The sequence below is a fragment of the Streptomyces sp. NPDC021019 genome (assembly GCF_044333295.1).
Taxonomy (GTDB): domain Bacteria; phylum Actinomycetota; class Actinomycetes; order Streptomycetales; family Streptomycetaceae; genus Streptomyces.
This window is the reverse complement of sequence record NZ_JBIRQR010000002.1, coordinates 181,107-202,073: the sequence shown is the minus strand read 5'-3', so window position 1 is coordinate 202,073 and position 20,967 is coordinate 181,107. Positions and strand designations below refer to the sequence as shown.

Here is a 20,967-nt window from a genome sequence, read left to right as displayed (position 1 = left end):
GACGGCTGAGCGGACGCTTAGGGGGTGGCGGTCCTTCCGTCGGCCCGGGTGCTCTCGAAACGGACGACGACCGATTTGCTGGCCGGGGTGTTGCTGGTGTCGGCCGTGGAGTCCAGGGGGACCAGGACGTTGGTCTCGGGGTAGTAGGCGGCGGCGCAGCCGCGGGCGGTGGGGTAGTGGACGACGCGGAAGCCGGCCGCGCGGCGCTCGACGCCGTCCTTCCACTCGCTGACGAGGTCGGTGTACGCGCCGTCGGCGAGGCCGAGGGCGGCGGCGTCCTCGGGGTTGACCATGACGATGCGGCGGCCGCCCTTGATGCCCCGGTAGCGGTCGTCGAGGCCGTAGATGGTGGTGTTGTACTGGTCGTGGGAGCGCAGGGTCTGCAACAGCAGCCTGCCGTCGGGGAGTTCGGGGTACTCGACGGGGGCGGCGGTGAAGTTGGCGCGGCCGGTGGCGGTGGGGAAGCGGCGCTCGTCGCGGGGGGCGTGGGGCAGGGTGAAGCCGCCGGGGCGGGCGACGCGGGTGTTGAAGTCCTCGAAGCCGGGGACGACGCGGGAGATGCGGTCGCGGATGGTGGCGTAGTCCCGCTCGAAGGCCTCCCAGTCCGTACGGGAGGCGTCGCCGAGGACGGCGCGGGCGAGGCGGGCGACGATGGCCGGCTCGGAGAGCAGGTGGGGGCTCGCGGGGGCGAGGTTGCCGCGTGAGGCGTGGACCATGCCCATGGAGTCCTCGACGGTGACGAACTGCTTGCCGCTCGCCTGGACGTCCTTGTCGGTCCGGCCGAGCGTGGGCAGGATCAGGGCGCGGGTCCCGGTCACGGCGTGGGAGCGGTTGAGCTTGGTCGAGACGTGGACGGTGAGGCGGGCGCGGCGCATCGCGGCCTCGGTGACGGCGGTGTCGGGTGTGGCCGCGACGAAGTTGCCGCCCATCGCGAAGAAGACCTTCGCCTCGCCGTCGCGCAGGGCCTGGATGGAGCGCACCACGTCCAGGCCGTGGTGGCGCGGCGAGGTGATGCCGAACTCCTTGTCGAGGGCGTCGAGGAAGGCCGGTGCGGGCCGTTCGAAGATGCCCATGGTGCGGTCGCCCTGGACGTTGGAGTGGCCGCGCACCGGGCAGACTCCGGCGCCGGGACGGCCGATGTTTCCGCGCAGGAGGAGGAAGTTGACGACTTCGCGGATGGTGGGCACGGAGTGTTTGTGCTGGGTGAGGCCCATCGCCCAGCAGACGATGGTGCGCTTGGAGGCGAGGACGAGGGCGAGGGCCTGCTCGATCTCGGCGCGGGTGAGGCCGGTCGCGGTGAGGGTCTCGTCCCAGTCGGCCGCTTCGGCGGCCTTGACGAACTCCTCGTAGCCGTGGGTGTGTTCGGCGACGAACGCGGTGTCGACGGCACCGTCGGCGGCGAGGACCAGCTTGTTGAGGAGGCGGAAGAGGGCCTGGTCGCCGCCGATGCGGATCTGGAGGAAGAGGTCGTTGAGGGCGGTGCCCCGGATCATGCCCTGCGGGGTCTGGGGGTTCTTGAACCGCTCCATGCCGGCTTCGGGCAGCGGGTTCACCGAGATGATCTTCGCCCCGGCGGTCTTCGCCTTCTCCAGGGCGGACAGCATCCGGGGGTGGTTCGTGCCGGGGTTCTGTCCGGCGACGATGATCAGGTCGGCCTGGTGCAGGTCCTCCAGGGAGACGCTGCCCTTGCCGACGCCGATGGTCTCGGTGAGCGCCGAGCCGGACGACTCGTGGCACATGTTGGAGCAGTCCGGCAGGTTGTTGGTGCCGAACTCGCGGGCGAAGAGCTGGAGCAGGAACGCGGCCTCGTTGCTCGTGCGTCCCGAGGTGTAGAAGAGGGCCTCGTCGGGGGAGCCGAGGGCGGTCAGCTCCTCGGCGATGATCGCGAAGGCCCGCTCCCAGGTGACCGCCTCGTACCGGTCGGCGCCCTCGGGCAGGTACACCGGCTGGGTGATCCTGCCCTGCTGGCCGAGCCAGTAGCCGCTGCGTTCGGCGAGGTCGGCCAGGGGGTGGGCGGCGAAGAAGGCGGGGGTGACGCGGCGCAGGGTCGCCTCCTCGGCGACGGCCTTGGCGCCGTTCTCGCAGAATTCGGCGGTGTGCCGTTCGTCGCCCTCGGGCCAGGCGCAGCCGGGGCAGTCGAAGCCGTCCTTCTGGTTGACCTTGAGGAGGGTCTGCGCGGTGCGGCGCACGCCCATCTGCTGCTGGGCGATGCGCAGGGAGTGGGCGACGGCGGGCAGGCCCGCGGCGGCGTGCGGGGCCGGCTCGACCTGCGGGGCGTCCTGGACCGGGTCACCGGTCGGCGGCTTGGTGGCCATGATGCTGCTCCCCTTCGAGCGCTCTTCCCTGTGTCTTCGTCCTCACTGTCGATCCTGTCACGGCCCCGTGGATGTCGTGCCGGTCCGGATTGTCAGTGGGCCGTGGCAGGATCGGGGGCGTGGCTGAGACGGCATCGAAGAAGACGGCAGACAACCGACCGCGCCTGCTCCTCATGGACGGGCACTCCCTGGCGTACCGGGCGTTCTTCGCCCTGCCCGCGGAGAATTTCACGACGGCGGTGGGGCAGCCGACGAATGCCGTGTACGGCTTCATGTCGATGCTGGCGAACACCCTGCGTGATGAGGCGCCCACGCACTTCGCGGTGGCGTTCGACGTGTCCCGCAAGACCTGGCGTGCGCAGGAGTTCCCGGAGTACAAGGCGAACCGCTCCAAGACCCCCGACGAGTTCAAGGGGCAGGTCGAGCTGATCGGTGAGCTGCTGGACGCGATGCGCGCGGACCGGTTCGCGGTGGACGGTTTCGAGGCGGACGACGTCATCGCGACGCTGGCGACCCAGGCCGAGGCGGCCGGGTTCGAGGTGCTGATCGTCACCGGCGACCGGGACTCCTTCCAGCTGATCACGGAGAACGTGACCGTGCTGTACCCCATGAAGGGGGTCTCCGACCTGACCCGGTTCACGCCGGAGAAGGTCGTCGAGAAGTACGGGCTCACCCCGCAGCAGTATCCGGACTTCGCCGCGCTGCGCGGCGACCCGTCGGACAACCTCCCCGGCATCCCCGGCGTCGGGCCGAAGACGGCCACGAAATGGATCAACGAATTCGGTTCGTTCGCCGAGCTGATCGAGCGGGCGGACGAGGTCAAGGGCAAGGCCGGGCAGAGTTTCCGCGACCACCTGGACGCGGTGAAGATGAACCGGGTGCTGACCGAGATGGTCCGGGACGTGGAGCTGCCGAAGACCCCGGCCGAGCTGGAGCGCGCGCCGTACGACCGCACGGCGGTCACCGGTGTCCTGGACATACTGGAGATCCGCAACCCGAGCCTGCGCGAGCGCCTCCTCGCCGTCGACCCCGGGGCGGCGGAGGCCGAGCCGCCCGCGCCCGCGCCCGGGATCGAGCTGGACGGGGCCGTGCTCGGCTCCGGCGAGGTCGCCCCCTGGCTGGAGGCGCACGGTGCGCAGCCGCTCGGCGTCATGACGGTGGACACCTGGTCGCTGGGGGCCGGCACGGTCACGGAGATCGCGCTCGCCGCCGCCGACGGGGCCGCCGCCTGGCTGGACCCGACGCAGCTGGAGGAGGCCGACGAGCAGGCGTTCGCCGCCTGGGCCTCGGACCCGGCGCGGCCGAAGGTCCTGCACAACGCGAAGAACGTGATGCGGGTCCTCCCCGAGCACGGCTGGCGGCTCGAAGGCGTCACGATGGACACCGCGCTCGCCGCGTATCTCGTGAAGCCGGGCCGCCGCTCCTTCGCCCTGGACGCGCTGGCCGTGGAGTATCTGGGCCGGGAGCTGGCCCCGGCCGCCGCCTCCGACGGGCAGCTGGCCTTCGGCGCGGACGACCGGGCCGAGGCGGACGCCCTGATGGCGCAGGCCCGCGCCGTGCTCGACCTGGGCGACGCGTTCACCACCCGTCTCCAGGAGGTGGGCGCGGCGGAGCTGCTGCACGACATGGAGCTGCCGACGTCGATCCTCCTGGCCCGTCTGGAGCGGCACGGGATCGCCGCGGACCGGGCCCACCTGGAGGGGATGGAGCAGCAGTTCGCCGGGACCGTGCAGCAGGCGGTGAAGGAGGCGCACGCGGCGGTGGGCCGCGAGTTCAACCTCGGATCGCCCAAGCAGCTCCAGGAGATCCTCTTCGGCGAGCTGGGCCTGCCGAAGACGAAGAAGACCAAGACGGGATACACCACGGACGCGGACGCGCTGGCCTGGCTGGCCGCGCAGACCGAGCACGAGCTGCCGGTCCTGATGCTGCGCCACCGCGATCAGGCAAGGCTGAGGGTCACCGTCGAGGGCCTGATCAAGACGATCGCCGCCGACGGCCGGATCCACACCACGTTCAACCAGACGGTGGCGGCGACCGGTCGGCTCTCCTCCACCGACCCCAACCTGCAGAACATTCCCGTCCGCACGGACGAGGGCCGGGCGATCCGCCGGGGCTTCGTCGTCGGCGAGGGCTTCGAGACCCTGATGACGGCGGACTACAGCCAGATCGAGCTGCGGGTGATGGCGCACCTCTCCGAGGACGCCGGTCTGATCGAGGCGTTCGCCTCGGGCGAGGACCTGCACACCACGGTCGCCTCGCAGGTCTTCGGCGTCGAGAAGGACGCGGTCGACGGGGAGATGCGCCGCAAGATCAAGGCCATGTCCTACGGCCTGGCGTACGGTCTCTCCGCGTTCGGCCTCTCCCAGCAGCTGAACATCGACCCCGCCGAGGCCCGGGTGCTGATGGACACCTACTTCGAGCGGTTCGGCGGGGTACGGGACTATCTCCACCGGGTCGTCGAGGAAGCCAGGGCCACCGGGTACACGGAGACGATTCTCGGCCGGCGCCGCTATCTCCCCGACCTGAACAGCGACAACCGCCAGCGCCGCGAGGCCGCCGAGCGGATGGCGCTCAACGCCCCGATCCAGGGCACCGCCGCGGACATCGTGAAGGTCGCGATGCTGCGGGTGGACAAGGCGCTCACCGAGGCCCGGCTGACCTCGCGGATGCTGCTCCAGGTCCACGACGAAATCGTCCTGGAGATCGCGAAGGGTGAGCGGAAGCGGGTGGAGGAGATCGTGCGCCACGAGATGGCCCACGCGGTCGAGCTGCGCGCCCCGCTCGACGTGTCGGTCGGCGTCGGCGAGGACTGGGAGTCGGCCGCGCACTGAGCCGCCGACAGAGGCCGGGCCCGGACCGCGTCACGGTTCCGGGCCCGGGCCTTCCGCCCGGCCCTACCTCCGGTCGGCCGGCGCTCCCGTACGGGTCCCCTCCGCTACCGGAGTCCGCTCCGGGCCCTGCGTCCCCACCGCTACCGGCGTCCCCCGCCGCCCGCCCGGCAGCCGCATCCACACCCCGTACAGCAGCAGCCCGGCCGCGAGCCCGGCGCCCGCGCCGAAGCAGGCCGTGGGGATGATGTCGAGCGGGCTCTCCACCCGGCCGAAGTGGGCGTACCAGCGAACGCACCGGTGGACGGTGCCGAGCAGCACGCACAGGCCCAGCAGGCCGAGAGCGCCCCACCTCTCCCGGCGGCCGAGCACCGGCACCTCCTCGGGCGCGGGGGCCTCCGGGGTCAGCCGGAGCCCGGTGACGGCGAACCAGCCGATGACCACGAGGGCCAGGGCCGAAGTGCCGTACTGGACGATCTGGTACACGGGGAAGCCGCCGACACTGCGGCTGAGTACCGGCACCAGCTCCGTCCCCCACCGGCTGTGGTGGGTGAACGCGTCCCACACCACGTGCGTGGCCGCGCCCAGCGCACCGGAGACGGCGAACCACAGCCAGGCGGACGGACCGAAGGAGGCCCGCGTCCACCGCTGCCCCCGGACGAAGGCGTGGACGCGGCCCCGTACGCGTACCGGCAGCAGCGCCGCCCATGGCTCCCGCAGCAGGACCCACACCGTCACCAGCGCCGCGGCGATGACCACGTTCACCGTGACGACCCCGAGGAAGGTGTGCGTGAACGAACCGAACTCCATCGCCCCGGGGATCACCGTGTCCGCGAAGTAGGTGATGTCGGGCGCGAAGGAACCGGCGACGAGAGCGGAGGGGAACAGCGGCCACCGGGCCGTCCCGTTCCGGCGGATCGCCGGGAGCACGGCGGCGGCATGACTGAGCGTGAACGGCATGACGGCAAGTATGCGGGACCGTTCGGGCACCCTTCTGTGGCCGGCAGGACAACATGCGTCCGCGAACGTGAAAAAACAGTAAGAAGCGGTCAGGGCTCAGTGCTCGGCCGACACAAGGTGCCGTAGGGTCGCTGGAGTCCTTGCGCTGGGGAGCGCGAGCAGCCTTCGAGGGGGAGGGACCGGAACGTATGGCAGCGCACATTCGCCGACGTCTGCGCAAGGGGGCCACGACCACCGCGGTGGCGGCGGCCGCCGTGGCGGCACTCGCGGCCTCGCAGGCGCCCGCAGTGACCCTGGCCGACGGAGCCGCCGGCGGCGGTGACCCGAAGGCGGCCGGTGAGGACACCGCGAGCACCGAGGACGACGACGCCGCGACCGGCAACTCGCCCTACTACACGGACCTTCCGCCCCTGGTGACACCCAACAAGCCCGGAGCCTCCAGCAATCTGCCGGTGACCGGGAGCGCGGAAGCGGGCATTCCGGCGTCGATCCTCGCCGCGTACAAGCAGGCCGAGCAGACCGTCAGGACGACCGACCCCACCTGCCGGCTGCCCTGGCAGCTCCTCGCGGCCATTGGCAAGGTCGAGTCCGGCCAGGCCCGCGGCGGACGCGTCGACGCCAACGGCACCGCCAGCCCCCCGATCCTCGGCCCGGCCCTCAACGGCCAGGGCTTCGCCCTGATCAAGGACACCGACGGCGGGGCGTACGACAGCGACGCGGTCCATGACCGCGCGGTCGGCCCGATGCAGTTCATCCCGTCGACCTGGGCCTCCTGGGGCCAGGACGCCAACGGCGACGGCCGCAAGGACCCCAACAACATCTACGACGCGGCGCTCGCCGCCGGCCGCTACCTCTGCGCCAACGACCGGGACCTGGCCATCGCCGCCGACCTCGACAAGGCCGTGCTGAGCTACAACCGGTCGAACGAGTACCTGCGCACGGTCCGCTCCTGGTTCTCCTACTACCAGCGCGGTACGCACGAGATCCCCGACGGCACCGGAACGCTGCCCACCACTCCGAGCACCCCCTCCCCGAACCCGGGCCCGAGCACCGGTCCCGGTGCCGGTCCGAGTGCCACCCCGAGCCCGAAGCCCTCCCCGGACAAGCCGGGCGGGAAGCCGGGGCCGGGCTCCTCGAAGCCCGGCGACGGCTCCACCAGCCCGACGCCGAAGCCGCCGAAGCCGCCCACCGCCAAGCCGACGCCGGCCGAGACCTTCGGCTCCCTGGAGAACGCCGGCACCGGCCCGCTGCGCGCCACCGCGGGCCAGGCGTTCGACGAGCGGGTCGCCGTCCTGGCCCGCAACGCGCTCGGCGCTCCGCTCGGCAAGGTGCCCGTCACGTTCACCGTCACCGGGAACACCGGAACACTCTTCGCCGGCGGCAAGAAGACCGTCACGGTGCGGACCGGGGCGAACGGCACCGCCACCGCGCCGGAGCTCAGGGCCGGCGAGAAGGCCGGGGAGTTCACGGTGACCGCCGTCGCGGGCACCGGCAGGCCGCGCACCCTGACCTACGCGGCGACCGTCACCGCCCGCCAGGCCGACGACCTCGCCAGGACCGGCGAGAAGACGCTGGTCGCCGCACCCGGCGAGAAGTTCGCGGACGCCGTCACCGTCAAGGCCACGTACAAGAACGCCGCGGCGGCCGGAGTGGCCGTCACCGCCACCATGGTCAAGGACCCCCTGGGGCTCTTCGACAACGACAAGGGCCCGTACTTCAAGGACGCGGCCGGCAAGCCGGTGCGGACCCTGACCACCCTGACGACGGACGCCGGAGGCGTGCTCCGGCTCCCGGAGATCTTCGCGGACGAGACCGAGGGCACATTCAAGCTGCGCCTCACCACCGAGGGCGGCGCCTCGGTCGTCATCGAACTCACCATCCGGGCCCCGGAGGAGACGGCTCCCGAGGAGACGGCTCCCGAGGAGACAGCCCCTGAGGAGGCCGCCCCGGAGGGGACAGCCCCCGCGGAGGCGGCTCCGAAGGAGACGGGAACCCCCGAAGCCTGACCCCGCCCGCACCCGCCACACCGCACAGCCGCCGCGCACAGCCCCTCGGTCATCCGGCCGAGGGGCTGTCCGCTCTGTTCTCATCTCGCGCCCAGGTTGCTACGGTGCCCCAGCCCTGACGTCCCATCAGGTCACCGGCGGCCCATCAGGTCGCCGTCGTCGGATCACCGCCCCGGGAGGCCGAGCATGCGTGCCCTCGTCGCCGCCGCCATCGGACTGGCCGCCGCCCTCGTGCTCGTGTTCACCCTCTCCGCCGTCGGCTCCCCGGCCGGGGAGACCTCGCCGAAACCCCTGCTGACCACCGTCCCGGGACCGAAGAGATAGCCGCCGCAGAGGGAGAGGTCACCACCATGCGCCGCCGAGCCGGTCTCGTACTCCTGGCCTTCGCCGTGTTCTTCGCCGCCCTGTCACCCCTGCTGCGCTGGTACGCCTTCCCCCGCCTGGCCAAGGTCCCGCCGAACCAGTACCAGGAAGTCGTCCTGGAGGCGTCCCCCGCGACCCTCCTCGACTACACCACCCTCAAGGCCAGGAAGGTCGAGAAGGTCACCATCGTCCAGACGCTCAAGGGCAACGTGGAGGAGTCCGAGAAGATCGAACGCGGCGCCGGACGCGACGTCGTCGTCTGGGACGCGCTCTCCTACATCCAGGGCCCCGACGGCAGGATGGTCTCCGAGATCCCCGAGCGCTACATCTTCGACGCCCACAGCCAGGCCCCCGTCAACGCCACCGGCGAGATGGTCGACGGCGACCCGGTCCGGCGCGAGGGCATCGAGTACAAGTGGCCCTTCCTCACCGAGAAGCGGGACTACGCGTACTTCGACGCCCAGAGCCGCACCACCGCCCCCATCCACTACAAGGGCACCCGGACCTTCCGCGGTCTGGAGGTGTACTACTTCGAGCAGACCATCCCCTGGACCAAGGTCCCGATGCCCAAGAAGATGCCCATCGAGGGCGTCACCGCCGAACAGATCGCGCAGACCGGCATGACCCGCTGGTACACCACGCAGCGCATGTTCTGGGTCGACCCCGTCACCGGAGCCCCCGTCAACGGCGAGGAGATCCACACGGAGGAGCTGCGCGACGCCAGGAAGATGGGCATGTCCGAGGACACCGTCACCGCGTTCTCCGGCCATGTGAAGATGCGCGAGGACTACATCGCGGACACCGTCGACCTGGTGAAGTCCCAGCGCGTGCTGGTCCTCCTCCTCACCTCGTACCTGCCCTGGTCCTTCCTCGGCCTCGGCGTCGGACTGCTCGCGCTCGCCCTCTGGCTGGAGGCGCGGTCCCGGCGGGCCGAGACTCCTACGACCGTTTGAGCCGCGCCGAGGTGAACCGCGTCGCCGGTACGGTCGCGGGGTCCTCCGGCCACGGATGTTTCGGGTAGCGGCCGCGCAGCTCCGCCCGCACCGCCTTGTAGCCCTCCCGCCAGAACGACGCCAGATCCGCCGTGACGGCCGCGGGCCGCCCGGCGGGGGAGAGCAGGTGCACCAGGACCGGCACGCCGGCGACCCGGGGCGTCTCGGCCATCCCGAACAACTCCTGGAGCTTCACCGCCAGGACGGGCTGCTCGCCGCCGTACTCGACCCTGATACGGGAACCGCTCGGCACCTCGATCCGCTCCGGCGCCAGCTCGTCCAGCCGGGCTGCCTCCCCGCTCGCCCAGGGCAGCAGCCGCCGCAACGCCTGGCCCGCGTCGATCCGGCCCAGGTCCGAGCGCCGCCGGGCCCGCGACAGCTCGGGCTCCAGCCACGCCCCGGTCTCCGCGAGCAGCGCCTCGTCCGAGACGTCCGGCCACGGCGCGCCCAGCACCCGGTGCAGGAACGCCAGGCGCAGCCGCGACTGCTCACTGTCCCGGGTCCACCGCAGCAACCCGAGCCCCTCCCGCCGCAGCCCTTCGACCAGGGCCCCGCGCACCAGCTCCGGATCGGGCTGCTTCAGAGGCCGTACCGCCAGCTCCACCGCGCCCAGCCGGTCCACCGACCGGGCCACCACCTCGCCGCCCACCCACCGGACCTCCTCGCCCCGCACCCGCAGATGCCCGGCGGCCAGCAGCGCGGTGGGCTCGTCGACCACCGCCGCCAGCCGCACCCGCGCCGACGCCGCGTGGGAGGGCCGGTCCGCGACCGCCACGGCCAGCCAGGGCGCGCTGCGCAGCCGGGAGGCGTCCCGCAGCTCCGCGCCCGTGCCCGACGCCATCAGGAAGGCCCCGTCGCCCCGGGCCCGCGCCACCCGCTCCGGGAACGCCAGCGCGGCGATGAGGCCGACGACGGCGTCATCGGAGCGAGCCCCGCCGGAGCCGGGGCCTTCCACCTGGCTCGACAGCCGCCGCACCTCCTGCTTCCAGCGCGCCGCGTATCCGTCCTGGCCCCGGCGGGCGGTCCGCAGCGCCGCCGCGAGATCGTCCCCGTACTCCCTCGGCGGTTCCTCGCTCAGCAGCGCCACCACCTCCGCGGCCCGCCGCGCCCCGGCCTCCCGGGCGCCGTCCAGCAGGGCCCGCGCCAGCCGCGGGTGCAGCCCGAGCCGGGACATCCGGGCGCCGCGCTCGGTGACCCGGCCCCCGCCGTCCACCGCGCCGATCGCCTCCAGCACCTCCCGGGCGGCGCCCATCGCCCCGGCGGGCGGCGGGTCCAGCAGCGCGAGCGAGGAGGCGTCCGGATCGCCCCAGCACGCCGCCTGGAGCGCGAACGCGGCCAGGTCGGCGACCTTGATCTCCGGGGAGGGGAAGCGCGCGAGCCGCCCGTCCTCGGCCTGGTCCCAGCACCGGTAGACCGCCCCCGGAGCCTCCCGCCCCGCCCGCCCGGCGCGCTGCCGCCCGGCCGCCCGGGAGGCCCGTACGGTGCTCAGGGCGCTCAGCCCCCGGGCATGGTCGGTACGGGGTTCCCGCGCGAGGCCCGAGTCGACGACCACCCGCACCCCCGGCACCGTCAGCGACGACTCCGCCACCGAGGTCGCGAGGACCACCCGCCGCCCCCCGGAGGATCCGGCGAGCACCGCGTCCTGCACGGCGGCCGGAGCCCGTCCGTGCACCTGGAGCACCTCCGCGTCCACCCCCGCGAGCTGCCCGGCCACCCGCCCGATCTCGCCGACGCCGGGCAGGAAGCAGAGCACGTCCCCCGCCCGCTCGGCGAGCGCCCGCCGCACGGTCGCCGCCACATGCGTCAGCAGCGCTGGGTCGACGCGCATCCCGTGCGGCGGCTTCACCGGACGGGCGGGCGGCGCCCAGAGGACCTCCACCGGATGCGAGATCCCCCGCGCCTCGATCACCTCGGCGTCGCCGAGCAGCCGCGCCCAGCCCTCCGCGTCCGTCGTCGCGGACGCCGCCACCAGCCGCAGATCGGGCCGGATCGCCTCCCGTACGTCCAGGAGGAACGCGGCGACCGTGTCGGCGTCCAGGTGCCGCTCGTGACACTCGTCGATGATCACCACGTCCACCCCGGCCAGCTCCTGGTCCCGCTGGAGCCGCTGGAGCAGCACCCCGGTGGTCACGACCTCCACCACCGTGTCCCGCCCCACCACGCGCTCGCCGCGCACCGTGAAACCGACCCGCTCGCCCGGCCGCTCGCCCAGCAGCCAGGCCATCCGCCGCGCCGCGGCCCGCGCGGCGATCCGGCGCGGCTCGGCGACCACGACCCGGCGCGCCGGGCCCTCGCCGGTCAGCCCGGCCAGCACCAGCGGGACGAGCGTCGTCTTGCCGGTGCCGGGCGGGGCGCACAGGACGGCGACGCCCCGGTCGTCGAGCGCGCGCCGCAGGGCGGGCACGGCGGTGCGGACGGGCAGGCGGTCCAGGGCTTCGGTGCGGATCACGCCCCCAGTGTCGTACGGGAACTGCCCCAGGGATTCCGCGCACCCCGGCCGGTCAGCGGCTCAGCCCCGCTCGCAGACGAAGATCGCCGTGCCCGGGATCAGGTTGCCGCGCAGCGGGGACCAGCCGCCCCACTCCTGGTCGTTCCAGGCGGGCCATTCCGGTTCGACCAGGTCGACCAGCCGGAAGCCGCCCGCCACCACGTCCCGGACCCGGTCGCCCAGCGTGCGGTGGTGTTCCACATAGACGGCGTCGCCGCCCTCGTCCTGCTCCACGTAGGGGACGCGGTCGAAGTAGGAGGCGGCGACGGACAGCCCCTCGGGCCCGGGCTCGTCCGGGAAGGCCCAGCGGATCGGGTGCGTCACGGAGAACACCCAGCGCCCGCCGGGCCGCAGCACCCGGTGGACCTCGCGGAAGACCCGCACGGGGTCGGCGACGAACGGCACCGCCCCGTACGCGGAGCAGGCCAGGTCGAAGGAGCCGTCCCGGAACGGGAGCCGGCCCGCGTCGGCCTCGACCAGGGGTACGTCCCCGCCGATCCGCAGGGCGTGCTGGAGCTGGCGGTGGGAGAGGTCGAGCGCGACCGGGCGGGCGCCCCGCCCGGCCAGCCAGCGCGAGCACTGGGCGGCCCCGGCGCCGATCTCCAGGACGTCGAGGCCCTTGAGGGCGCCGACGGGCCCCAGCAGGGCGGCGTCCGCCTCGTCCAGCCCCTCCGGACCCCAGACGAAACGGTCGTCCCCCAGGAAATTGCCGTGGTCGCTCTGGTACGCGTCGGCGTTCCGGTCCCACCAGCCGCGGCTGGCCCGGCTGCTCTCCGTCTCGTCCGCCGCACGGCGTGTGGCCTCCGGCTCCGGGGGCTCGGCGGGTTCTGCGGAGTAGGTCCCGTGGATCTCTTGGCTCATCGTGCCCGTCGTTGTAGTTTGCCTTCACCCGCCGCGCGCGGTACGTACCAGGGGATGTACCCCGAGGGTGCGGACGCGCGTCCGCGGCGCCGTGCCGTAGTGTTCTCGGGCCGATACGGCCTCCTGGAACAGGAGTTGTGCCGGAATCGGGGCGATGTGCCCCGGGTGCGCGCCTTCGCGCATTGACCCTGTCCGGCTGCCCCCGTATGCTACAAGTTGCGCTGCGAGCCTGCGCGCCTCAGACCTAGCAGGCCGCGCTCGCGTCTGTTGCATGTCCCCTCGGTTGTCGAGGCGTCTCTCCGGAAACGGATTGCGCGCTTTCCAGGCTGTCCGGCTTCTGCAGAGGCGATACGGGCTTTCGGCGTAGCAGTACCTACGACTCTCTGTCCGTACCGGAGCCCTTTCCCACATGACGAGCAGCACCGAGACCACCACCACGCCGCAGGTTGCGGTCAACGACATCGGCGACGCGGACGCGTTCCTCGCGGCGATCGACGAGACGATCAAGTACTTCAACGACGGCGACATCGTTGATGGCGTCATCGTCAAGGTTGACCGGGACGAGGTTCTCCTCGACATCGGTTACAAGACCGAAGGTGTCATCCCGAGCCGCGAGCTCTCGATCAAGCACGACGTCGACCCGAACGAGGTCGTCAAGGTCGGCGACGAGATCGAGGCCCTGGTTCTCCAGAAGGAGGACAAGGAAGGCCGCCTGATTCTCTCGAAGAAGCGCGCTCAGTACGAGCGTGCTTGGGGCACCATCGAGAAGATCAAGGAAGAGGACGGCATCGTCACCGGTACCGTCATCGAGGTGGTCAAGGGTGGTCTCATCCTCGACATCGGCCTCCGTGGCTTCCTGCCGGCGTCGCTCGTCGAGATGCGTCGCGTCCGCGACCTCCAGCCCTACGTGGGCAAGGAGCTCGAGGCCAAGATCATCGAGCTGGACAAGAACCGCAACAACGTGGTCCTGTCCCGCCGTGCCTGGCTCGAGCAGACCCAGTCCGAGGTTCGCCAGACGTTCCTCACGACCCTGCAGAAGGGTCAGGTCCGCTCCGGCGTCGTCTCCTCGATCGTCAACTTCGGTGCCTTCGTGGACCTGGGTGGCGTCGACGGTCTCGTGCACGTCTCCGAGCTGTCCTGGAAGCACATCGACCACCCCTCCGAGGTTGTCGAGGTCGGCCAGGAAGTCACCGTCGAGGTCCTCGACGTCGACATGGACCGCGAGCGCGTCTCCCTGTCGCTCAAGGCGACGCAGGAAGACCCGTGGCAGCAGTTCGCCCGGACGCACCAGATCGGTCAGGTCGTCCCGGGTAAGGTCACCAAGCTCGTTCCCTTCGGTGCGTTCGTCCGCGTCGACGAGGGCATCGAGGGCCTGGTCCACATCTCCGAGCTGGCCGAGCGCCACGTGGAGATCCCGGAGCAGGTCGTCCAGGTCAACGACGAGATCTTCGTCAAGGTCATCGACATCGACCTCGAGCGTCGTCGCATCAGCCTCTCGCTGAAGCAGGCCAACGAGTCCTTCGGTGGCGACCCGGCCTCGGTCGAGTTCGACCCGACGCTGTACGGCATGGCCGCGTCGTACGACGACCAGGGCAACTACATCTACCCCGAGGGCTTCGACCCCGAGACCAACGACTGGCTCGAGGGCTTCGAGGCGCAGCGCGAGGTCTGGGAGACCCAGTACGCCGAGGCGCAGACGCGCTTCGAGCAGCACCAGGCCCAGGTCATCAAGTCCCGCGAGGCCGACGAGGCTGCTGCGGCCGAGGGCGCTGCTGCCCCGGCCGGCGCTGCTCCGGCCGCCTCCGGTGGCAGCGGTGGCGGTGGCGGCGGCTCCTACTCCTCGGAGTCGGCGGACAACTCCGGCGCCCTGGCGTCGGACGAGGCCCTTGCCGCGCTGCGCGAGAAGCTCGCGGGCGGCCAGAGCTGACGCTCTGACCCCGGCGGCCCATCGGCTGCGGTAGCTGTAAAGCGGTAAGTGAGGCCCGTCCCCTTCGGGGGGCGGGCCTCACTCGTGTTCAGGGGGCGGGGCGGCTACGGGGTGACGGCGACGTTGGTCAGCCCCTTGCCGCCGGTGACCGTGTTGCTCGCGTACACCGTGGTGCGGCAACCGGAACCGTTGTTGGTGACGTTGATGGCGAGTTGCCTGTCGCCGGTGGCCCCGGAGAGGTTCGAGGTGTTGCCGCGGAAGACGGTGCCGCAGCCCCAGCCGCTCTGCTGGGTGTGGGTCTCGTAGCCGTTGTTGGTGGTGCGCGAGCCCTTGTTGCCCTCGACCAGGACGTTGTTGCCCTTCACGTCGACCCAGGAGTCGTCGTAGTTGGCGCCGGTCAGCCCGTCGCCGTCGAAGGTGTTGCCGATGATCCTCGCGCCGGTCGTGCCCTCCTTGATGTCGATGCTCTCGCCGCCGACACCGGGGCCGATGATGTTGTTCAGGATCTGCGCGTTGTCGCTGCGGTCGGAGAGGTCGCCCGCCGAACCGACGTACACGCCCTCCCCCATGCCGCGTCCGTTCTGCCCGGTGTCGTGGATCCGGGAGTTCTTCAGAACGCCGTCCTTGCTGGACCTGCGGAAGTGGACGCCCTCCATGTCGAGGTCGTGCACGGTCACCGAGTCGATGACGACGCCGTTCGCCGCGTCGGTCATGATGCCCTTCTGGCCGCCCTTGACCGTGACGCCCCGGACGGTCCAGTACGAGGCGCCGTTCAGGTGCAGCCCGTAGCCGCCGCCCGCGGTCAGGATCGCCCTGCTGGAGCCGGTGAGGGTGATCCGCGCCCCGGGGGTGCCGGGCCGGGTGGTTTTGAAGTTCCCGGTGTACGTGCCGTCGGCGAGCCGGATCGTGTCACCGGGGGAGACGGCGGTGAGTGCCGACTTGAGCTGGGCCGCGGTGCTGACGTCGATGACCGCCGCGTTCGCGGGCCCGGCGCCGGCCAGGGTGAGACCGCCGGCGGCCAGGGCGGCGGCGAGCAGGGCGGTGAGGGAGGAGCGGGTGCGCATGGGGGGTGCCTTCCCGTCGGAGAGGTCCAGGGGTTCCCGTACATGAATATGGGGCGAGTCCCTGAACGTACTGCCCAGTGACGGTAGGGACGGCGGCGGAGTGCGTCAAGGTCTGGACCAGGATCGGCGGGCGGCGCCGGAAGCGGCGAAGGGCCGGTGCGGGACCGGTAACTGACATACCGTGACCTGCCCGCACCGGGGAAAGATCAGGGTGCGGGAATGCGTCTGCCGCCCCTCGCGTTCTTCTCTACGAACACGAGGAGGAGCGGTAACCGTGCCTGATCCGCAGAGTTTGTACGAATGGGAGCCGAAGGGCCTGGCCGTCGTCGACATGGCCCTGGCGCAGGAATCGGCCGGCCTGGTCATGCTCTACCACTTCGACGGCTACATCGACGCGGGCGAGACCGGCGAGCAGATCGTCGACGGCCTGCTCGAAACACTGCCGCACCAGGTCGTCGCGCGCTTCGACCACGACCGGCTCGTCGACTACCGCGCACGGCGCCCCCTGCTCACCTTCCGGCGCGACCGCTGGACGTCCTTCGAGGCTCCGACCCTGGAGGTAAGGGTGGTCCAGGACGCCACCGGAGCGCCCTTCCTGCTGCTGTCGGGCCCGGAGCCGGACGTGGAGTGGGAGCGGTTCGCCGCCGCGGTCGAGCAGATCGTCGAGCGCCTCGGCGTCCGGCTCGCGGTGAACTTCCACGGCATCCCGATGGGCGTCCCGCACACCCGCCCCGTCGGCATCACCCCGCACGGCAACCGCACCGACCTGATGCCGGGCCACCGCAGCCCCTTCGACGAGGCCCAGGTGCCCGGTTCGGCCGAAGCCCTCGTCGAGTACCGGCTGATGGAGGCGGGCCACGACGTCCTCGGGGTCGCCACCCACGTCCCGCACTACGTCGCCAGGTCCTCCTACCCGGACGCGGCGCTGACCGCACTGGAGGCGATCACCGCGGCGACGGGCCTCGTGCTGCCCGCGCTCGCGCACTCCCTGCGCACCGAGGCGCACCGCACCCAGACCGAGATCGACCGGCAGATCGGCCAGGGCGACGAGGAACTGGTCTCGCTCGTCGAGGGCCTGGAGCACCAGTACGACGCCGTCGCCGGCTCCGAGACGCGCGGCAACCTCGTCGCCGAACCGGTCGACCTGCCGTCGGCCGACGAGATCGGCCGCGAGTTCGAGCGCTTCCTCGCCGAGCGGGAGGGCGAGGGCTGAGCGCCCCCGCCCGGCCCGTAGGCTGCGGCCCATGCTGAAAGTGGGCCTGACCGGCGGCATCGGAGCCGGCAAGAGCGAAGTGTCGCGGCTGCTCGTGAAGTACGGTGCCGTCCTGATCGACTCCGACCGGATCGCCCGCGAGGTCGTCGAGCCCGGTACGCCCGGACTCGCGGCCGTCGTCGAGGAGTTCGGGCCGGGCGTGCTGACCGCCGAAGGCGCTCTGGACCGCCCGGCGCTCGGCGCGCTCGTCTTCGCCGACGCCGGACGGCTGGCCGCGCTCAACGCGATCGTCCACCCCCTGGTCGGCGCCCGCGCGGCCGAACAGGAACGGGCGGCCCCCGAGGACGCCATCGTCGTCCACGACGTCCCGCTCCTCACGGAGAACGGGCTCGCCCCTCTCTACGACCTGGTCGTGGTCGTCGACGCCTCCGCCGAGACCCAGCTCGACCGGCTCGTCACGCTGCGCGGGATGACGGAGTCCGACGCTCGTGCCAGGATGGCCGCACAGGCCACCCGCGACCAGCGCCGCGCCGTCGCCGACCTGATCGTGGACAACGACGGTCCGCTGGAGGCGCTGGAACCGCAGGTGCGCTCGGTCTGGGACGAGTTGGTCCGCAGAGCCGCCGCCCGCTGAGTCGGCGTGCGCCGGACGCCCCGGCCGGACGTACCGGAATACCGGCTCCGGGGTGGACGTTGGAAACCGGCGAGGGAAGGGAAGGACGCGACCGTGCCCGAGAGGAATCCGGAGACCCACGTCATCGACTTCCGTGCGGCCGAGCAACTGCTCGACGCCCGGGACCCCCGGGGTGCCGTCAAGCTCCTCGACTCGGTGATCGCCGCCCATCCGGAGAACACCGCCGCCCGGCTGCTCCGGGCCCGCGCCTTCTTCGCCGCCGCCCAACTGCGCCCCGCCGAGCTGGAATTCGAGCTGGTGCTGGAGCGTGAGCCGGACAACGCGTTCGCCCACTTCGCGCTGGCCCGCACCTTCCAGCGGGCCGGCCGCCCCGAGCAGGCGACCCGGCACTTCCGCCTGGCGGCGGCGCTCGACCCGAAGCCGGAGTATCTCCGGGCGGCGAAGTTCGACGAGCGGGGCTGACGGGGCGGGGCCGACGACGCCCGGGGCCCTCCTAGGGAGGTCCGGAGGAAGGACCAGCCCACCCTCCGTTCTTGCCAGGGCCGTCCGTACCGGCCCCGGGGCGGCGGGGCCGGCCGTCGCCGTGGTCCGGCTCGTACGGAGGGACGTCCCGGCCCGGCTGGTAGTGCGGGCCCTGGCGCATGCGGTATGTGATCACGCCGAGGTCCAGGACCGCGAGCAGCAGCACCACCCCGCAGGCCGCCGCCCAGCCCGGCCGTCCGTTCAGGGCGAATGCCACCAGGCCGAAGAGCGCCCAGGCCATTCCCCACAGGCTGAGCCAGAGCCGCATCCGGAGGGGACTGCGGGCGGTCGCGGGTTCACTGCCCGTACGCATAGCGATCACCTCGTTTTCCAGGATGGACCCACCCGGCGTCGGACGAAACAGCGACGGGGCGGGGAACCGCGCCAGGCGACGGCTCGTTCGTCCCTCATGAGCGAATCGCTGGTACGCGAGGGGTGCGACGGGACCGGCCCCGGAGTCATCACGCCTGACGGGTGCGCGGTGGAGCTGTATCGTCGGCTGTCCGTCGGCGACGAGCCGGACGTGATCGCGGGCGTGGCCCCCGCCGGGGCGAGCATCCTCGAACTGGGCTGTGGGGCGGGCCGGGTGACCCACCCGCTGGTGCGGCGCGGATTCCGGGTGACGGCGGTGGACGAGTCGCCGGAGATGCTGGAGGAGATCGTCGGGGCGCGCAGGGTGCGCAGCCCCATCGAAACGCTGGACCTGGGCGGCGAGCGGTTCGACGTGGTGCTGCTCGGCTCGTTCCTGGTCCACGCGGGCGAGCACCGGGTGCGCGACGGGATGCTGCGCGTCTGCCGCGACCACGTGCGGGACGACGGGATCGTCCTCGTCCAGCGCGAAGGGGTCGCCCACCGCTCGGAGCTGCCGTGGGAGCGGACCGACCCGTCCGGCGGACTGATCCGGATCGTCGCCGCGGACCCGGTGGGCGACGGTGTGCGCTCGGTGCGCGCGGAGTATCACTTCGACGACGCGCGGTGGACGCAGACCTTCCTGTCGCGGGAGCTGTCCGACGAGGACATCGCCCGCCATCTGGCCACGGCCGGGCTTACGGTGGACCGCACGCTCACCGACGACGGCACCTGGCTGCTGGCCCGCCCCGTGCTCTGAGGGGCCGCGGGCGGGCGGGCTTCGGCCGCGCCCCCTGCCGGTCGCTCAGTGGACGAAGCTGTAGCTGCGCCACGGACCGCTGCCCGGCGCCGTCACATCGCTGAACCTGGTCGGCACGTACGTCGTCCTGTCGCCCGTGCAGTCCCGTGTGCGGTACAGGATGACGTCGACCAGCGTCCCGTTCTCCACCTCGTGGGCTCCCGCCGGGGCGATCCGGTGGCAGCCGCGTACCGACGGGCTGTTCACCTGGAGCACCGCTTCGCGCTCGGTCGTGTACGTCACCGGGCCCACCGCGGTGCGGCCGAGCCCCGAGCAGCCCGAGACGGCGAGGGCGAGGAGCGAGGCTCCGGCGGCGATCCCGAGGCGGCGTCGGCCGCGGGGAACGGGGGCGGTCACGGACATGGGCGGGTCCTCGTCTGCTCGTCCGGTGCTCGTCCGGCGATTCGGTACGTCGGGAAGACGTGCTGGCGCTGGTCACCCTGCCCGCCCCGGGGCGGGCAGGCATCCGGTGCGCGGCCGACCGGGCGAGCCGCGGTGCGACGGACCAAGGTTCCTCATACGCCCAAATGGGGCATAAATTTATAAAAGGTGCTACGTGTGAAAGGTGTTCCACGGGCCTGCGGGTGTCCGCTCCCCTTCCCTCCCTGGGGGCCGTCATGGTTCAGGAACTGGTGATCGCCCTGGTGGCGGTGGTCTGCGCCGGAGCGCTGTACGTGGCCTCGGCGGCGCGGGTGATCCGGCAGTACGAGCGCGGTGTGGTGCTGCGGCTCGGCCGACTGCGGGACGACGTGCGGCTGCCGGGCTTCACCATGGTCGTGCCGGGGATCGACCGGCTGCACAAGGTCAACATGCAGATCGTCACCATGCCCGTGCCCGCCCAGGACGGCATCACCCGGGACAACGTCACCGTCCGCGTGGACGCCGTCATCTACTTCAAGGTGGTCGACCCGACGAACGCCGTCATCGCGGTGGAGGACTACCGGTTCGCCGTCTCCCAGATGGCCCAGACCTCGCTCCGGTCGATCATCGGCAAGAGCGACCTGGACGATCTGCTGTCCAACCGCGAGAAGCTGAACCAGGGGCTGGAGGTCATGATCGACAGCCCGGCGGTCAGCTGGGGCGTACAGATCGACCGGGTGGAGATCAAGGACGTCTCGCTGCCGGAGACCATGAAGCGCTCCATGGCCCGCCAGGCGGAGGCCGACCGGGAACGGCGCGCGAGGGTGATCAACGCCGACGCGGAGCTCCAGGCCTCGAAGAAGCTGGCGCAGGCGGCCGGCGAGATGTCCGCCCAGCCCGCGGCGCTCCAGCTGAGGCTGTTGCAGACCGTGGTCGCCGTCGCGGCCGAGAAGAACTCCACGCTGGTACTGCCCTTCCCGGTCGAGTTGCTCCGCTTCCTGGAGCGCGCGCAGCAACCGGCGGCGGAGGCGGGGCACGACGGACCCGCCGCACCCCCCGCCCCGGCCGTACCCGCCGACCTCCTCGCCCCGAACGCACCCCCCACCGCCCCTGCCCCGGCCGCGCCGTCCTCATCGGAACAGCCGTTCGCCCATCACTGAGCGTGGCGGCCCACGCGCGGAGCGGGGTACCCGCCCGATCGATTCCGCCGCCGCTGACCTGGGGTGATGCGGCGGGCGTCCGCAGTGTCAGACCTCCCGCCTAGACTCGCGGAGTCAGCACATTCCG

The 20,967-nt window shown here is 72.0% G+C and carries 17 protein-coding genes; 10 read left to right on the top strand and 7 right to left on the bottom strand.

What is annotated here, in order from left to right; translation table 11 throughout:
• Positions 1-17 precede the first annotated feature (17 nt).
• Entirely contained in the window at positions 18-2,315 is a 2,298-nt protein-coding gene (locus ACH4RG_RS11835) for an FdhF/YdeP family oxidoreductase (protein WP_398539449.1), read from the bottom strand.
• 119 nt (positions 2,316-2,434) lie between these two features.
• Between ACH4RG_RS11835 and polA the strand changes: the two genes are divergently transcribed.
• Positions 2,435-5,146: a DNA polymerase I gene (gene polA / locus ACH4RG_RS11830; RefSeq protein WP_398539448.1), complete on the top strand. Its 2,712-nt coding sequence runs from the start codon at positions 2,435-2,437 to the stop codon at positions 5,144-5,146.
• 63 nt (positions 5,147-5,209) lie between these two features.
• Here polA and ACH4RG_RS11825 read toward each other — a convergent pair whose 3' ends face one another.
• Positions 5,210-6,103, bottom strand: coding sequence for a DUF4184 family protein (locus ACH4RG_RS11825; protein WP_397930083.1), 894 nt, complete (start codon positions 6,101-6,103; stop codon positions 5,210-5,212).
• Positions 6,104-6,291: 188 nt separating this feature from the next.
• Between ACH4RG_RS11825 and ACH4RG_RS11820 the strand changes: the two genes are divergently transcribed.
• From ACH4RG_RS11820 to ACH4RG_RS11810, 3 genes are all read left to right on the top strand, one after another.
• Positions 6,292-8,109 (top strand): lytic murein transglycosylase, encoded by a 1,818-nt coding sequence (locus tag ACH4RG_RS11820; protein ID WP_398539447.1) that lies wholly within the window; start codon positions 6,292-6,294, stop codon positions 8,107-8,109.
• Positions 8,110-8,295: 186 nt separating this feature from the next.
• The gene (locus tag ACH4RG_RS11815) at positions 8,296-8,433 is read left to right on the top strand and encodes an SPW_0924 family protein (RefSeq protein WP_018957585.1); all 138 of its coding nucleotides are present in this window, start codon (positions 8,296-8,298) and stop codon (positions 8,431-8,433) included.
• Positions 8,434-8,459: 26 nt separating this feature from the next.
• Positions 8,460-9,425 carry a DUF3068 domain-containing protein gene (locus ACH4RG_RS11810; RefSeq protein ID WP_397930088.1) on the top strand — a complete coding sequence of 322 codons (966 nt, stop codon included), beginning with the start codon at positions 8,460-8,462 and terminating at the stop codon, positions 9,423-9,425.
• Here the strand turns inward: ACH4RG_RS11810 and hrpB are convergent.
• A complete protein-coding gene (gene hrpB / locus ACH4RG_RS11805; RefSeq protein WP_398539446.1) occupies positions 9,412-11,913 on the bottom strand; it encodes an ATP-dependent helicase HrpB in 2,502 nt (833 codons plus the stop codon). The two genes, ACH4RG_RS11810 and hrpB, sit on opposite strands and share 14 nt — an antisense overlap.
• Before the next feature lie 60 nt (positions 11,914-11,973).
• A complete protein-coding gene (locus ACH4RG_RS11800; protein ID WP_397916286.1) occupies positions 11,974-12,813 on the bottom strand; it encodes a class I SAM-dependent methyltransferase in 840 nt (279 codons plus the stop codon).
• A 409-nt stretch (positions 12,814-13,222) separates the two neighbouring features.
• On the opposite strand from ACH4RG_RS11800, the gene rpsA reads away from it, so the two are divergent.
• Positions 13,223-14,740, top strand: coding sequence for a 30S ribosomal protein S1 (gene rpsA / locus ACH4RG_RS11795; RefSeq protein WP_397916285.1), 1,518 nt, complete (start codon positions 13,223-13,225; stop codon positions 14,738-14,740).
• Between the two features lie 104 nt (positions 14,741-14,844).
• Here the strand turns inward: rpsA and ACH4RG_RS11790 are convergent, their stop codons facing one another.
• Positions 14,845-15,804: a right-handed parallel beta-helix repeat-containing protein gene (locus ACH4RG_RS11790; protein WP_397916284.1), complete on the bottom strand. Its 960-nt coding sequence runs from the start codon at positions 15,802-15,804 to the stop codon at positions 14,845-14,847.
• A gap of 274 nt (positions 15,805-16,078) precedes the next feature.
• Here ACH4RG_RS11790 and ACH4RG_RS11785 point away from each other — a divergent pair, with 274 nt between their 5' ends.
• The 3 genes from ACH4RG_RS11785 (at position 16,079) to ACH4RG_RS11775 (ending at position 18,113) form a co-directional block, all read left to right on the top strand.
• On the top strand, positions 16,079-17,017 hold the full coding sequence (locus ACH4RG_RS11785; RefSeq protein WP_397916283.1) for a PAC2 family protein: 939 nt from the start codon (positions 16,079-16,081) through the stop codon (positions 17,015-17,017).
• A gap of 31 nt (positions 17,018-17,048) precedes the next feature.
• Positions 17,049-17,651, top strand: coding sequence for a dephospho-CoA kinase (coaE, locus tag ACH4RG_RS11780; RefSeq protein WP_397916282.1), 603 nt, complete (start codon positions 17,049-17,051; stop codon positions 17,649-17,651).
• Positions 17,652-17,744: 93 nt separating this feature from the next.
• Positions 17,745-18,113 (top strand): tetratricopeptide repeat protein, encoded by a 369-nt coding sequence (locus ACH4RG_RS11775; RefSeq protein WP_018957593.1) that lies wholly within the window; start codon positions 17,745-17,747, stop codon positions 18,111-18,113.
• Between the two features lie 31 nt (positions 18,114-18,144).
• On the opposite strand, the gene ACH4RG_RS11770 is transcribed toward ACH4RG_RS11775, so the two are convergent.
• Positions 18,145-18,510 (bottom strand): DUF6343 family protein, encoded by a 366-nt coding sequence (locus ACH4RG_RS11770; protein WP_397917202.1) that lies wholly within the window; start codon positions 18,508-18,510, stop codon positions 18,145-18,147.
• 72 nt (positions 18,511-18,582) lie between these two features.
• Between ACH4RG_RS11770 and ACH4RG_RS11765 the strand changes: the two genes are divergently transcribed.
• Positions 18,583-19,281, top strand: coding sequence for a class I SAM-dependent methyltransferase (locus ACH4RG_RS11765; RefSeq protein ID WP_398539445.1), 699 nt, complete (start codon positions 18,583-18,585; stop codon positions 19,279-19,281).
• Positions 19,282-19,326: 45 nt separating this feature from the next.
• On the opposite strand, the gene ACH4RG_RS11760 is transcribed toward ACH4RG_RS11765, so the two are convergent.
• The gene (locus tag ACH4RG_RS11760; protein WP_397916280.1) at positions 19,327-19,683 is read right to left on the bottom strand and encodes a hypothetical protein; all 357 of its coding nucleotides are present in this window, start codon (positions 19,681-19,683) and stop codon (positions 19,327-19,329) included.
• A 254-nt stretch (positions 19,684-19,937) separates the two neighbouring features.
• Between ACH4RG_RS11760 and ACH4RG_RS11755 the strand changes: the two genes are divergently transcribed.
• Positions 19,938-20,840, top strand: a complete 903-nt coding sequence (locus ACH4RG_RS11755; RefSeq protein WP_397916278.1) for a slipin family protein — start codon at positions 19,938-19,940, stop codon at positions 20,838-20,840.
• Positions 20,841-20,967 lie beyond the last annotated feature (127 nt).